This is a genomic window from Streptomyces tyrfis (assembly GCF_037034285.1).
Classification (GTDB): domain Bacteria; phylum Actinomycetota; class Actinomycetes; order Streptomycetales; family Streptomycetaceae; genus Streptomyces.
This window is the reverse complement of sequence record NZ_JBAGJZ010000066.1, coordinates 1-12,209: the sequence shown is the minus strand read 5'-3', so window position 1 is coordinate 12,209 and position 12,209 is coordinate 1. Positions and strand designations below refer to the sequence as shown.

General features: G+C 71.8%; 12 protein-coding genes and 1 pseudogene. 10 read left to right on the top strand and 3 right to left on the bottom strand.

Annotated elements, in window-relative coordinates; genetic code table 11:
• The first annotated feature begins 2 nt into the window (after window positions 1–2).
• Window positions 3–779, top strand: a complete 777-nt coding sequence (locus WA762_RS32645) for an RDD family protein (RefSeq protein ID WP_335940932.1) — start codon at window positions 3–5, stop codon at window positions 777–779.
• A gap of 133 nt (window positions 780–912) precedes the next feature.
• Here the strand turns inward: WA762_RS32645 and WA762_RS32640 are convergent, their stop codons facing one another.
• Window positions 913–1,278 carry a hypothetical protein gene (locus tag WA762_RS32640; RefSeq protein ID WP_335940930.1) on the bottom strand — a complete coding sequence of 122 codons (366 nt, stop codon included), beginning with the start codon at window positions 1,276–1,278 and terminating at the stop codon, window positions 913–915.
• A gap of 412 nt (window positions 1,279–1,690) precedes the next feature.
• Here WA762_RS32640 and WA762_RS32635 point away from each other — a divergent pair, with 412 nt between their 5' ends.
• Both WA762_RS32635 and WA762_RS32630 read left to right on the top strand, forming a co-directional pair.
• Entirely contained in the window at window positions 1,691–4,090 is a 2,400-nt protein-coding gene (locus WA762_RS32635) for an immune inhibitor A domain-containing protein (protein ID WP_335940928.1), read from the top strand.
• 124 nt (window positions 4,091–4,214) lie between these two features.
• Window positions 4,215–4,535 (top strand): annotated as a pseudogene (locus tag WA762_RS32630) (hypothetical protein); the annotation flags it as partial.
• Window positions 4,536–4,747: 212 nt separating this feature from the next.
• On the opposite strand, the gene WA762_RS32625 reads toward WA762_RS32630, so the two are convergent.
• Window positions 4,748–5,332 carry an isochorismatase family protein gene (locus tag WA762_RS32625; RefSeq protein WP_335940926.1) on the bottom strand — a complete coding sequence of 195 codons (585 nt, stop codon included), beginning with the start codon at window positions 5,330–5,332 and terminating at the stop codon, window positions 4,748–4,750.
• A gap of 232 nt (window positions 5,333–5,564) precedes the next feature.
• The gene (locus WA762_RS32620) at window positions 5,565–6,893 is read right to left on the bottom strand and encodes a nicotinate phosphoribosyltransferase (protein ID WP_335940924.1); all 1,329 of its coding nucleotides are present in this window, start codon (window positions 6,891–6,893) and stop codon (window positions 5,565–5,567) included.
• Between the two features lie 79 nt (window positions 6,894–6,972).
• Here WA762_RS32620 and clpS point away from each other — a divergent pair, with 79 nt between their 5' ends.
• The 7 genes from clpS to WA762_RS32585 all read left to right on the top strand — a co-directional run.
• The gene (clpS, locus tag WA762_RS32615) at window positions 6,973–7,287 is read left to right on the top strand and encodes an ATP-dependent Clp protease adapter ClpS (RefSeq protein ID WP_335940922.1); all 315 of its coding nucleotides are present in this window, start codon (window positions 6,973–6,975) and stop codon (window positions 7,285–7,287) included.
• Between the two features lie 110 nt (window positions 7,288–7,397).
• The gene (locus tag WA762_RS32610; RefSeq protein ID WP_335940920.1) at window positions 7,398–7,979 is read left to right on the top strand and encodes a DUF2017 domain-containing protein; all 582 of its coding nucleotides are present in this window, start codon (window positions 7,398–7,400) and stop codon (window positions 7,977–7,979) included.
• A gap of 400 nt (window positions 7,980–8,379) precedes the next feature.
• On the top strand, window positions 8,380–9,924 hold the full coding sequence (locus WA762_RS32605; RefSeq protein WP_335940919.1) for an amino acid permease: 1,545 nt from the start codon (window positions 8,380–8,382) through the stop codon (window positions 9,922–9,924).
• A 203-nt stretch (window positions 9,925–10,127) separates the two neighbouring features.
• Window positions 10,128–10,559, top strand: coding sequence for a M67 family metallopeptidase (locus WA762_RS32600; protein ID WP_335940916.1), 432 nt, complete (start codon window positions 10,128–10,130; stop codon window positions 10,557–10,559).
• A 158-nt stretch (window positions 10,560–10,717) separates the two neighbouring features.
• The gene (locus WA762_RS32595) at window positions 10,718–10,843 is read left to right on the top strand and encodes a putative leader peptide (RefSeq protein ID WP_335940914.1); all 126 of its coding nucleotides are present in this window, start codon (window positions 10,718–10,720) and stop codon (window positions 10,841–10,843) included.
• Window positions 10,844–11,002: 159 nt separating this feature from the next.
• On the top strand, window positions 11,003–11,281 hold the full coding sequence (locus WA762_RS32590; RefSeq protein ID WP_335940912.1) for a MoaD/ThiS family protein: 279 nt from the start codon (window positions 11,003–11,005) through the stop codon (window positions 11,279–11,281).
• Window positions 11,281–12,209 (top strand): PLP-dependent cysteine synthase family protein (locus WA762_RS32585; RefSeq protein ID WP_335940910.1); only part of this gene is annotated, 929 nt, incomplete at its 3' end. The genes WA762_RS32590 and WA762_RS32585, both read left to right, overlap by 1 nt.

Genomic DNA, 12,209 nt, shown 5'->3' with positions numbered 1-12,209 from the left:
CCATGAGCAACGATCAGCCGCCGTCCGGTCAGCCGCCCGAGGACGACCCGTTCCGGAAGAGGCCGGAGGAACCCCGGGGGTCGCAGGGCCCGCAGGAACCACCGGGCCACGGACCGCAGGAGCCTCCGGGCCACGGACCGCAGGAGCCGTCCGGGCCGTCGGGCCCGCCGCCCGGTCCGTCGTCGGGCTCGCCCTACGGGAACGTGCCGCCGCCTCCCCCTCCGCCGCCGTACGGCCCCGGCCCCTACGGCGGCGGAGGGCCGTACGGGGGCGTGGACCCGCTGGCCGGCATGCCGCCGCTGGGCGAGCCGGGCAAGCGGATCCTGGCCCGGCTGATCGACTTCCTCATCATCTCGATCCCGCTGTATCTGATCTCGTTGCCGTGGGGCGGCGCGGTCGGGGTTGCGAACAACGGCAACGCCACCACGGGCCAGAATGACGTCAACGCCCTCTTCAGCCAGACGTACAACAGCCACCAGCTGCTCTGGTCGCTGATCGGCCTGGTGGCGTACGTCGCCTACGACACGTACTTCACGCACAAGGACGGCCGCACCCTCGGCAAGCGGCTGATGAAGCTGCGCGTGGCGATGCTCAACGACGGCCGGGTGCCGGACACCGGGTCGTCGTTCCTGCGGGCCGTGGTGCTGTGGCTGCCGGCGCTGCTGTGCTGCCCGTGCCTGTGGTGGCTGATCAACATCGTGCTCATGTTCACGGACAAGCCGTACCGGCAGGGGCTCCAGGACAAGGCGGCGAAGACGGTGGTCGTCCAGACCGGCTGACGGACCTTCCGCGGAGGGCCGTCCGGCCGGGACCGTCACGCCAAGGGTCGTCAGGTCGAGGGGCGTCCGGCCGGGGCCCTCCGGCGGGGCGCCGTCGGCCCGTGGATCGCCGCGCGCCCGTGCCCGAAACCCGTCAGCGGCGCAGGGAGTGTTCGTCGGGCCGCCCCTCCGTGCGGCCCGCGGCGGGCCGTTCGGTCTCCGGGGCGGGCGGGGCGGCGGCCCGGTCGGCGTCGCGGGCGAGGCCCTCCGCCTCGACGGCGGCGGACACCGCGTCCCGGTTCGTGTGCGCGGCGGCCCCGCCCCTCGCGGACTTCACCGTTTTCACCTGGGCCGGGCGGGGGACCGTCATGGCCACCAGCAGACCGAGCGCGAGCGCGGCGATCCCGATGACGGCGACGCCCGCCCCCGACTCCGTGCGCGAGAGCAGCAGCATGGCGAGGGTCGAGAAGACGACCGTGACCGAACCGTAGGCGTACTGTGCGGCGGTGATACGCGGCATGGCGGTTGTCCGTCCTCGGGACGTCGGATGGGCGGTTCCCCGGCACGGCCGGACGGCCCCTGGCGACTCTACGACCACGGATGCCCGAGAGGGGCCGGGGCTAAGCGCGGCCCGGCCCGCGACGCCGGTGCACAGGGGGCGCACGGAGTCACTCCGCACCTCGGCGCCGGACCGGGCGTCGCACGGCAGCCGGTGGCCGAACGGAATCGGCCCCGCGTGCCGGTCGCGGACGGGATGAACGTCCGGATAACGGAAAGCGGCTCCTGCATAGTGCACTTGGCCTGTTCAAGTCAAGGTCTGTATTTTTTCTCGCAACTCCGGTCGAATGTCGTCACTTGTGACGCGTCTTCGCGCGCGGCCTCCCATCGGACTCCCGGGCCGCAGCCGCGAACGCCGGGGAGGACTTCAACACGTGAGTACCAAGAGACGGGCGCTGCGCGGCGCCGCAGTTGTCGTGGCCATGGCTGCAACCGCCGCCACCGCCTCGGCCTTCGCCACGGCACAGGCAGTCGACCACACGTCAGACGCCCGGGGCACGGCGGTCGACCGCCGGGACCCGGGAACGGGCAAGGGCAACGCGCACGACCTCCAGGGCCCGTTCAGCAAGCAGCAGGACGCCCAGCGTCAGGCCGCCCTGGAGAAGGTCATATCGGGCGAGAAGAAGGTGTCGAAGCGGGACGGCTCGCAGGTCGTCAAGCTCGCCGACAAGAAGTACGTCGAGCTCGGCCGCGAGAAGACCGACAAGATCTTCACGATCCTGGTCGAGTTCGGTGACAAGGTCGACGACACGACCATGTACGACCCGGACGGCGAGGGCCCGAAGCCCCCCGTCAAGAAGTACGGCGGCACGCCCGGCCCGGCGCACAACACCATCGCCCAGCCGGACCGCAAGAAGGACAACAGCACCGCCTGGCAGGCCGATTACAACCAGAAGCACTTCCAGGACCTGTACTTCGGCACCGGCGCCGGCAAGGACTCGCTGAAGACGTACTACGAGAAGACGTCCTCCGGGCGCTACTCCGTCGACGGCGAGGTCACCGACTGGGTCAAGATCCCCTACAACGAGGCGCGTTACGGGTCCAACTACTGCGGCGCGTCCAACTGCGCCAACGTCTGGGACATGGTCCGCGACGGCGTGAACGCCTGGGTCGCGGACCAGAAGGCCAAGGGCCGTACCACGGACCAGATCAAGGCCGACCTGGCGCAGTACGACCAGTGGGACCGCTACGACTACGACAACGACGGCGACTTCAACGAGCCGGACGGCTACATCGACCACTTCCAGATCGTCCACGCGGGCGAGGACGAGTCCGCGGGCGGCGGCGCGCAGGGCGCCGACGCCGTCTGGGCGCACCGCTGGTACGCCTACGGCACCGACGTCGGCGCGACCGGCCCGGCGAACAACAAGGCCGGCGGCACCCAGATCGGCGACACCGGCTTCTGGGTCGGCGACTACACCGCGCAGCCCGAGAACGGCGGCCTGGGCGTCTTCGCCCACGAGTACGCCCACGACCTGGGTCTGCCCGACCTGTACGACACCACCAACACCGCCGAGAACTCGGTCGGTTTCTGGTCCCTGATGTCGGCGGGCTCCTGGCTCGGCACCGGCAGGAACGAGATCGGCGACCTGCCCGGCGACATGACCGCCTGGGACAAGCTCCAGCTCGGCTGGCTCGACTACGCCGAGGCCAAGGCCGCGACGAAGTCCACCCACAAACTGGGCGTGTCCGAGTACAACACCAAGGACAAGCAGGCGCTCCTGGTCAAGCTGCCGGACAAGCCCGTCAGCACCGCTGTCACGAAGCCCGCGGAGGGCTCCAAGCAGTGGTGGAGCGACATGGGCGACAACCTGAACAACACCCTGTCCCGCCCGGTCGACCTGACCGGCAGGTCCACGGCCTCCCTGGACCTCGCCGGCTGGTGGGACATCGAGCAGGACTACGACTTCCTCTACGCCGAGGTGTCCACCGACGGCGGCGCGAGCTGGACGGCGCTCGACGGCACGGCCGACGGCAAGGCGCTCCCGCGCGACGCCAGCGACAAGCCGGCCCTGACCGGCGTCTCCGGCGCGTACAAGAAGCTCTCCTACCCGCTGGACGCCTACGCGGGCCGGCAGATCGACATCCGCTTCCGCTACACCACCGACGGCGGCGCGGGCGGCATCGGCTTCGCGGCCGACACCATCGCGGTCAACGCCGACGGCGCCGCGCTCTTCACGGACGGCGCCGAGGGCGACGACAACGGCTGGACCGCCAAGGGCTTCTCCCGCGTCGGCGAGTCCTTCACCAAGGACTACGCGCAGTACTACATCGCGGAGAACCGCCAGTACGTCAGCTACGACCGGACCCTCAAGGTCGGCCCGTACAACTTCGGCTTCTCCAAGACCCGCCCGGACTGGGTCGAGCACTACCCGTACCAGACCGGTCTGCTCATCTGGCAGTGGGACACCTCCCAGAAGGACAACAACGTCTCCGTCCACCCGGGCAAGGGCCTGATCCTGCCGGTCGACGCGCACGCCAAGCCGCTGAAGTGGGCGGACGGCGCGCTCATCCGCAACAAGATCCAGCCCTTCGACGCGCCGTTCAGCCTCTACCGGACCGACGCCGTCACGCTGCACAACGCGGACGTGCCGGTGAAGATCCCGTCGCGGCTCGGCGTCCCGGTCTTCGACGACCACCAGGGCACCTACTGGTACGCGGAGAACAAGACCGGAAGCGTCCAGGTCACTGACACCAACACCCGGATCTCGATCGTGAGCCAGCCGCGCGACGGCTCGCACATCATCGTCAAGGTCGGGCCCTCGAAGAAGTAGTTCCGTATCGCCGCAGGTCAGAGCTTGATCGGCCGTCGCCCTCTAGCGGGCGGCGGCCGATCGTGTTTAGGTGCGTCTTGTCCACATCCTTATTGACACGACGTCTCACGGGGGAGCGCGGAGCATGGCCGGCGGAGGATTCTGCAAGTTGCCCAACGGCAGTGTGGTGGTCGCGATCACCCTGCCCCGGCCCACGGACGGGGCGGGCCAGGGGACGTCCGTCCGGGTCCTGGTGCACGCGGGCAACCGGGCCCGCGCGCTGACCCGGCTGCGCAATCTCGGGCTGCGCGCCGTCTATCTGCGGGGCAATGCCGAGCCGCCCACCCCGGACGAGATCACCGCCGTGCTGCACCACCCGGACGGAGTGCTCTGGCGGGCGAGACCGGAGCGGGCCCAGGAGCTCTGGCACCCCATCCGGGCCCTGCTCCGCCCGTCCGTCCCCGCCCCGTCCACGGCGCCGACCGCCCCGGCGGCCCACTGCCCCGCCGCGCCCGCGGGAGCGCCCCGCCGCGCGTGCCCGCCCGCCATGCCGTCCGCGCCCTCGCTGCCCGGCGCACCGGCCCGCCGCCGCCCGGCCTGACCGGGCCGGGGCCGGGCCGTGCCCCGTTGCTCTCCGTCACTCCCCGTCGCCCGCGTTCGCGCGGCCGGGCCGGCGCGTCACACCACGGGCGTGCCGGACAGCTCCACGCCCGCCGCGCGGAGCTCCTCCAGCGCCCGGTCCGTGGTCTCGGCGGCCACTCCGGCCGTCAGGTCCAGCAGCACCCGGGTCCGGAAGCCCTCCCGGGCCGCGTCCAGCGCCGTGGCCCGCACACAGTGGTCGGTCGCTATGCCCACCACGTCCACCTCGGCCACCTGGCGGGCCCGCAGCCAGTCGGCGAGCCCCATGCCGTTCTCGTCGACCCCCTCGAACCCGCTGTACGCCGCGGAGTGCGCCCCCTTGTCGAACACGGCGGAGATCGCTCCCGAGGCGACCGCGGGCGCGAAGTTCGGGTGGAAGCCCACCCCCTCCGTGCCGGCGACGCAGTGCGCCGGCCAGGAGTGCACGAAGTCCGGCCGCTCGGAGAAGTGGTCGCCCGGGTCGACGTGGTTGTCGCGGGTGGCCACCACATGGCGGTAGCCCGGCTGGGCCTCGCCTATGAGCTCGGTGATGGCGGCGGCGACGTCGGAGCCGCCCGCCACGGCGAGGCTGCCGCCCTCGCAGAAGTCGTTCTGGACGTCCACGACGATCAAGGCGCGGTGCATGGCGGGTGTCCTTCGGTGGGGGATGGCTGGGATCGGTACGGAGGGGACGGGGCCGGGCGGCCGCCGGTCGTGAGCCGGGCGCGGTCCCGGGGCACGGGCCCACGGGCCGCGTGTACGTGTTCGAGCCTAAGGGCTGTCCCGTAAAGCCCTTAAGGAGTCCGGAGCGACCGGGGGAGGGGGTGGGGCCGCCGCCGTTCACGGAACGGCGGCGGCCCGCCGCCTCCCCCGCCCGTCACACGAATTCGGTGGGGATCACGGGCTCGCCCCGGGAGAGCTGCATCGCCGACATCGGCAGCGCCGCCCGGGCCGCGATGTGCCGCTCGCGCGCCGCGTCCAGCGGTTCGCGGGCGACCGCCTCGCCGCCCCTGACCAGCTCGACCAGCAGCTGCCGGTCCACGAGGTCCGCCGGCACCGGTCCGGTGCCGACCACCTCCGCCTCGGCCACCCCGTTCTCGTCCAGCCGGCGCGCGGCCCACTTGCGGCCGCCCGTCGACGACTTCGAACCGAGCGACTTCTTGGCCACCGGCCGCACCGGCTCCGCCGGATCGGCCGACCCCGCCCGCGCGACCAGCTTGTACACCATCGAGCAGGTCGGGTGCCCGCTGCCGGTCACCAGCTGCGTGCCCACCCCGTACGCGTCGACCGGCGCGGCCGCCAGCGAGGCGATCGCGTACTCGTCCAGATCCGACGTCACCACGATCTTCGTCTCCGTGGCTCCCAGCTCGTCCAGCTGCTGCCGCACCCGGTGCGCGACCAGCAGCAGGTCCCCGGAGTCGATCCGCACCGCGCCCAGCTCGGTCCCCGCGATCTCCACCGCCGTACGGACCGCCTCGGTCACGTCGTACGTGTCGACCAGCAGCGTTGTGCCCCGGCCCAGCGAGTCCACCTGGGCCCGGAACGCGTCCCGCTCGGTGTCGTGCAGCAGCGTGAAGGCGTGGGCGCTCGTCCCGACCGTCGGGATGTTGTAGCGGAAGCCCGCCGCCAGGTCCGAGGTGGTGTCGAAGCCGCCGACGTACGCGGCGCGCGCGGAGGCCACCGCCGACAGCTCATGGGTGCGCCGTGCACCCATCTCGATCAGCGCGCGCCCGCCCGCCGCCACCGACATCCGGGAGGCCGCCGCGGCGATCGCCGAGTCGTGGTTGAGGATCGACAGGATCACCGTCTCCAGCAGCACGCACTCGGCGAACGAACCCTCGACCCGCAGGACCGGCGAGCCGGGGAAGTACACCTCGCCCTCCGGATAGCCCCAGATGTCACCGCTGAAGCGGTAGTCGGCCAGCCAGTCGAGCGTGGGCCCGTCCACCACGTCACGCTCGCGCAGGAAGCCGAGCATCTCGTCGTCGAAGTGGAAGTTCTCCACCGCGTCCAGCACCCGCCCGACGCCCGCGACGACGCCATAGCGCCGCCCGTCCGGCAGCCGGCGGCTGAACGCCTCGAAGACCGAGTGCCGGTCGGCCGTGCCGGCCTTCAGCGCGGCCTGCACCATGGTGAGCTCGTACTGGTCGGTGAAGAGCGCGGTCGACGGCACGCCGACCCGTCGCCCAAGGTCCGCAGAGTTCATGCCACGGATGCTACCCCTATTTCGTCAGAGTGACGAGATGTCGGGGTCGCTTGTGCGCCGACCCCTCCCGGGTGGCAGCATGGGAGAGGTGAGCGTCGCCCCCACTGAGATCGAGCGTCCCGAATCGGCCGAGGAGAGCGTTGTCGTCCCCGAGCCCGATGTCCCCTGGGTGACGCTGGTCCACAACGACCCGGTCAACCTCATGAGCTATGTGACCTATGTCTTCCAGGCGTACTTCGGCTACTCCAAGGACAAGGCCCGCAAACTGATGCTGGACGTCCACCACAAGGGCCGCGCCGTCGTCTCCAGCGGCTCCCGCGAGGAGATGGAACGCGACGTCCAGGCCATGCACGGCTACGGGCTGTGGGCCACCCTCACCCAGGACCGCGGATAGTGCCCCGCCAGGACCGCGGACAGCGACAGAGCCGCGGACGGTGACGGGACCGCGGACCATGACCCTCCCGGCAAGCACAGCCCCGTCCGAACCATCATCGGAGTAAATCCATGGCCGGCCACTTCGAGGCCACCCCCGACGGCGGCGCGGCCGTCGCACTCGACGAGGTGGAGATCGCGATCCTGCGCTCCCTCGCCGTTCAGCTGCTGGAGCTCATCGGCCCCGGCGAGGAGCCCGCCGAGGGCCAGGACCCGCTCGCCGCCCTCTTCGCGGAGGGCCCCAGCGAACGGCCCGCCGACCCCGCGCTGGCCCGTCTCCTCCCCGACGCGTACGGCGACGAGGACGGCGAACTGAGAGCCGCCTCCGCCGAGTTCCGCCGCTTCACCGAGAACGACCTGCGCGCCCGCAAGCGGGACGACGCGCTGACCGTCGTCCGCACCCTGGACGCGCTGACCGTCGCCGGGGACGGCGGCGCCGTGCTCACGCTCTCCGGCGACGAGTGCCGCAAGTGGCTAGGGGCCCTCAACGACCTCCGGATCACCATCGGCACCCGGCTGGAGGTCTCCGACGACGAGGACGAGGCCGACGCGCTCTACCGGCTTCCCGACACCGACCCGCGCAAGCCGATGGTGATGGCCTACCTCTGGCTCGGCGCGCTCCAGGAGACCCTGGTGGAGACGATGACGCCGTAGCGGGTGCGCGGCGCGGCCGGTACGGAGCGCGGGCGGTACGACCGGTACGGCGTGCGGCCGACACGCGGCGCGGCAGGCGCGCGGCACGGTCGGCGGCCCGTGCCGGGGCCCGTCCGTGCCCGGACCTGCCCGCCCGGCCCTCCTCGCGCCCGGTCCCGTCCGCGCCCGGATCCGTTCGCGCCCGGACTCGTGCGCGCCCGTGACCCGTTTCCGTGACCCGCGCCCGGCGCCCCGTCACCCGAACGGATGTCTCCGCGTCACCGGACCCCGCCGCCCGTTTCTCCCCGTGGCACAAGCCGGACGGCGGTCCGGCGGGCCGCCCGCACGCCCATGACGCGTGCTCACGGTTGCGCGGACGCCGCCACGCTGGTTCCCAGGAACGGGGAGAGAGGCGCGGCACATGACATCGGCGCGGGTGGACGAGGGGCAGGACGGCCGACCGGCGGCGGACGAGGACACCGCCCCGGCGGGCGAGGGGTACCGGCGGACGCTCGGCGCCCGTCAGATCCAGATGATCGCCATCGGCGGAGCCATCGGGACGGGGCTCTTCCTCGGCGCGGGGAAGGCGATCTCCAGGGCCGGTCCCAGCCTGGTCCTGGCCTACGCCGTCGCGGGCGCGGTGATCTTCGTGATCATGCGCGCCCTCGGCGAACTCCTCATGTACCGCCCGGTCTCCGGCTCCTTCTCCGAGTACGCCCGCGAATTCGTCGGCCCCTTCGCCGGATTCGTCACCGGGTGGACCTACTGGCTCTTCTGGGTCGTCACCGGGATCACCGAAGTCACGGCGGCGGCCCAGTACATGACGTACTGGTTCAGCGTCCCGCAGTGGGTGTCGGCGCTGGTGTTCACGGTCGTCCTCTACGGAGTGAACCTGATCTCGGTCAAGGTCTTCGGGGAGCTCGAATTCTGGTTCTCCCTGGTGAAGGTGACCGCCATCATCGGCATGATCCTCATCTGCGTCGGGATCCTCACCCTCGGCTTCTCCGACGCCGGCGACACCGCCGCCGTCTCCCATCTCTGGGCCGACGGCGGATTCTTCCCGAACGGCGTCAGGGGCACCCTGATGACCTTGCAGATCGTGATGTTCGCCTTCCTCGCCGTGGAGCTCGTCGGCGTCACCGCGGGGGAGTCCAAGGACCCGAGGACCGTGCTGCCCCGGGCCGTCAACACCGTGCCGTGGCGCATCGCCGTCTTCTACGTCGGGGCGCTCGTGATGATCCTCTCCGTGGTTCCCTGGACCGAGTTCCGGCCCGGCGTCCCGCCGTTCGTCGCCGCGTTCGAGAAGATGGGGCTCGGCCTCGGCGCGGGGATCGTCAACTTCGTCGTCCTGACCGCGGCCCTCTCCTCGTGCAACTCCGGCATGTACTCCACCGGCCGGATGCTCCGCGACCTCGCGCTCAACGGGCAGGGCCCCGCGCGCCTCGCCCGGCTCACCCGGAACGGCACCCCGCTCGTCGGCACCACCCTCTCCGCCGCCCTGATGCTCGCCGGTGTCTGGATCAACTACCGGTGGCCCACCGACGCCTTCACCTACGTCGTCTCCTTCGCCACCATCTCCGGCATGTGGGCCTGGATCATGATCCTGGTCAGCCAGCTCCGCTACCGGCGCCTCACTCGCCGCGGCGCGCTCCCGTGCTCCGGCTTCCGGACCCCCGGAGCCCCGTACACCACCGTCTGCGCGCTGGCGTTCATCGGCGTGGTGGTCGTGATGATGGGCGTCGACGCGGACACCAGGATCTCGCTGTACTGCGCCCCGCTGTGGGCGGCGCTCCTCGGCGTCTCGTACCTGGTCCGCGGCGGGCGGACCGGCGGGACGCGCGACGGTCGCGCGGCCGGGGACGGGGGCGAGGGCGGTGCGGTCCCCGGGGGCGACGGGCGCGGCGCGGCCGGGGACGCTGCTCCCGGGGACGGCGTCACGGGCGCCGGCGCCACCGGGGCCCGATGAGGGCCCGGCGGGCGCCGGCGCGAGCCGGGTGCGGGTGCGGGTGCGGCGAGGGGCCGACGGGTGCCGGGCGCGGGTCCGGCGGAGGTGCGGCAGGGGCCCGGCGCGGGCCCGCGCCCGGGGTTCCGCGCGGGCTCGGGTCCAGCATGCGGGCACCCGCGTACCACATTCCGGTACGGTCTGGCGCCCATGCCTATCCTGACGCCATGCTGACCATCACCCAGGCGCTCCACGACCAGATCGTCGCGCATGCCCGCGCCGACCACCCCGACGAGGCGTGCGGCGTGGTCGCGGGTCCCGTCGGGACCGGCCGCGCGGAACGGTTCATCCCCATGCTGAACGCCGCCCGTTCGCCCACCTTCTACGAGTTCGATTCGGGCGACCTGCTCAAGCTCTACCGGGAGATGGACGACCGGGACGAGGAACCGGTGATCATCTACCACTCCCACACCGCGACCGAGGCCTACCCCTCGCGCACCGACGTCGCCTACGCCAACGAGCCCGGCGCCCACTACGTCCTCGTCTCCACCGCCGACGCCGACGACGCGGGCCCCTTCCAGTTCCGCTCCTTCCGCATCGTGGACGGCGAGATCACCGAGGAGGACGTCGAGATCGTCGAGGCGTACGAACCCGCCTGACCCGCGCCCCGGCGCCCGGCCCGTACGCCCGTCCGCATCGGGCCCGGCCTGGTGGACGGGTCCGGCCCCGCTCGGCCCCGTCCACCAGGCGAACGCCACTCATCCAGCAGGTGAGATCACACTCTTATTCGGTGGCCGGGAATCGATACGATGACCGCATGGTTCCCCCTGACGTGAGCGAGAAGACGCCGGGCACGCTGCTCGTAGCGCGGCTGCACGTCGACCTGTGCAGGCTCTCCAGCGCGATCTGTACGAACCGCCGGTCCGCCGGCCGCAGGGCCTGAACCCGGGGGTTCCCGGCCCGAGGGCCCGGTCGCGGCGCGCCGGTCCCGGCGGGACCGGAGCCGTGCGCCCGTGCCACGCAGCACCCCCGCTTCTTCTCCCCGCTTCCGAGCCTCCGACTTTCCGCATCAGCTTCCGAGCTTCCGACAGGAGCCCACGCCATGGCCATCGAGGTCCGCATCCCGACCATCCTCCGCACCTACACCGACGGCGCCAAGGCCGTCGAGGGTGCCGGAGAGACCCTCGCCGACCTCCTCACGGACCTCGACAGCCGCCACCACGGCATCCGTGAGCGCATCGTCGACGGCGAGGAACTCCGCCGCTTCGTGAACGTGTACCTCAACGACGAGGACGTCCGCTTCCTCGACGGCATCTCCACCAAGCTCAGCGACGGCGACAGCATCACCATCCTCCCGGCCGTCGCCGGCGGAATGCGCTGATGCGCTACGACAGCCCGCTCGCCGCGGTGGGCAACACCCCGCTGGTCCGCCTGCCGCGGCTGTCGCCGTCCGAGAACGTCCGGATCTGGGCCAAGCTGGAGGACCGCAACCCCACCGGCTCGATCAAGGACCGCCCCGCGCTCCACATGGTCGAACAGGCCGAGAAGGACGGCCGGTTGACCCCGGGCTGCACCATCCTGGAACCCACCAGCGGCAACACCGGCATCTCGCTCGCCATGGCGGCCAAGCTCAAGGGCTACCGCATCGTGTGCGTCATGCCGGAGAACACCTCCCAGGAGCGGCGCGACCTGCTCGCCATGTGGGGCGCGGGGATCATCTCCTCCCCGGCGGCGGGCGGATCCAACACCGCCGTGCGCGTCGCCAAGGAACTGGCCGCCGAGCACCCCGACTGGGTCATGCTCTACCAGTACGGAAACCCGGACAACGCGGGCGCCCACTACGCCACGACCGGCCCGGAGATCCTCGCCGACCTCCCGTCCGTCACCCACTTCGTGGCGGGCCTCGGCACCACCGGCACCCTCATGGGCGTCGGCCGCTACCTGCGCGAGCACAAGCCGGACATCGCCATCGTCGCCGCCGAACCGCGCTACGACGACCTGGTCTACGGGCTGCGCAATCTCGACGAGGGCTTCGTCCCCGAGCTCTACGACGCCTCCGTCCTCACCACCCGCTTCTCCGTCGGCTCGGCCGACGCGGTCGCCCGCACCCGCGAGCTCCTCCAGCAGGAGGGAATCTTCGCGGGCGTCTCCACCGGCGCCGCGCTCCACGCGGCGATCGGGGTCGGAAAGAAGGCGGTCAAGGCGGGCGAGAGCGCCGACATCGTCTTCGTCGTCGCCGACGGCGGCTGGAAGTACCTGTCGACGGGCGTCTACACGGCCCCGACGACCGAGGCCGCCATCGAGACCCT

Excerpts from the sequence above, each read along its gene's own strand:
- clpS (WP_335940922.1), top strand. The coding sequence starts at position 6,973 with ATGGGAGAGGTGAGCGTCGCCCCCACTGAGATCGAGCGTCCCGAATCG.
- WA762_RS32610 (WP_335940920.1), top strand. The coding sequence starts at position 7,398 with ATGGCCGGCCACTTCGAGGCCACCCCCGACGGCGGCGCGGCCGTCGCA.
- WA762_RS32620 (WP_335940924.1), bottom strand. The coding sequence starts at position 6,893 with ATGAACTCTGCGGACCTTGGGCGACGGGTCGGCGTGCCGTCGACCGCG.
- WA762_RS32600 (WP_335940916.1), top strand. The coding sequence starts at position 10,128 with ATGCTGACCATCACCCAGGCGCTCCACGACCAGATCGTCGCGCATGCC.
- WA762_RS32595 (WP_335940914.1), top strand. The coding sequence starts at position 10,718 with ATGGTTCCCCCTGACGTGAGCGAGAAGACGCCGGGCACGCTGCTCGTA.
- WA762_RS32605 (WP_335940919.1), top strand. The coding sequence starts at position 8,380 with ATGACATCGGCGCGGGTGGACGAGGGGCAGGACGGCCGACCGGCGGCG.
- WA762_RS32625 (WP_335940926.1), bottom strand. The coding sequence starts at position 5,332 with ATGCACCGCGCCTTGATCGTCGTGGACGTCCAGAACGACTTCTGCGAG.
- WA762_RS32590 (WP_335940912.1), top strand. The coding sequence starts at position 11,003 with ATGGCCATCGAGGTCCGCATCCCGACCATCCTCCGCACCTACACCGAC.
- WA762_RS32645 (WP_335940932.1), top strand. The coding sequence starts at position 3 with ATGAGCAACGATCAGCCGCCGTCCGGTCAGCCGCCCGAGGACGACCCG.
- WA762_RS32640 (WP_335940930.1), bottom strand. The coding sequence starts at position 1,278 with ATGCCGCGTATCACCGCCGCACAGTACGCCTACGGTTCGGTCACGGTC.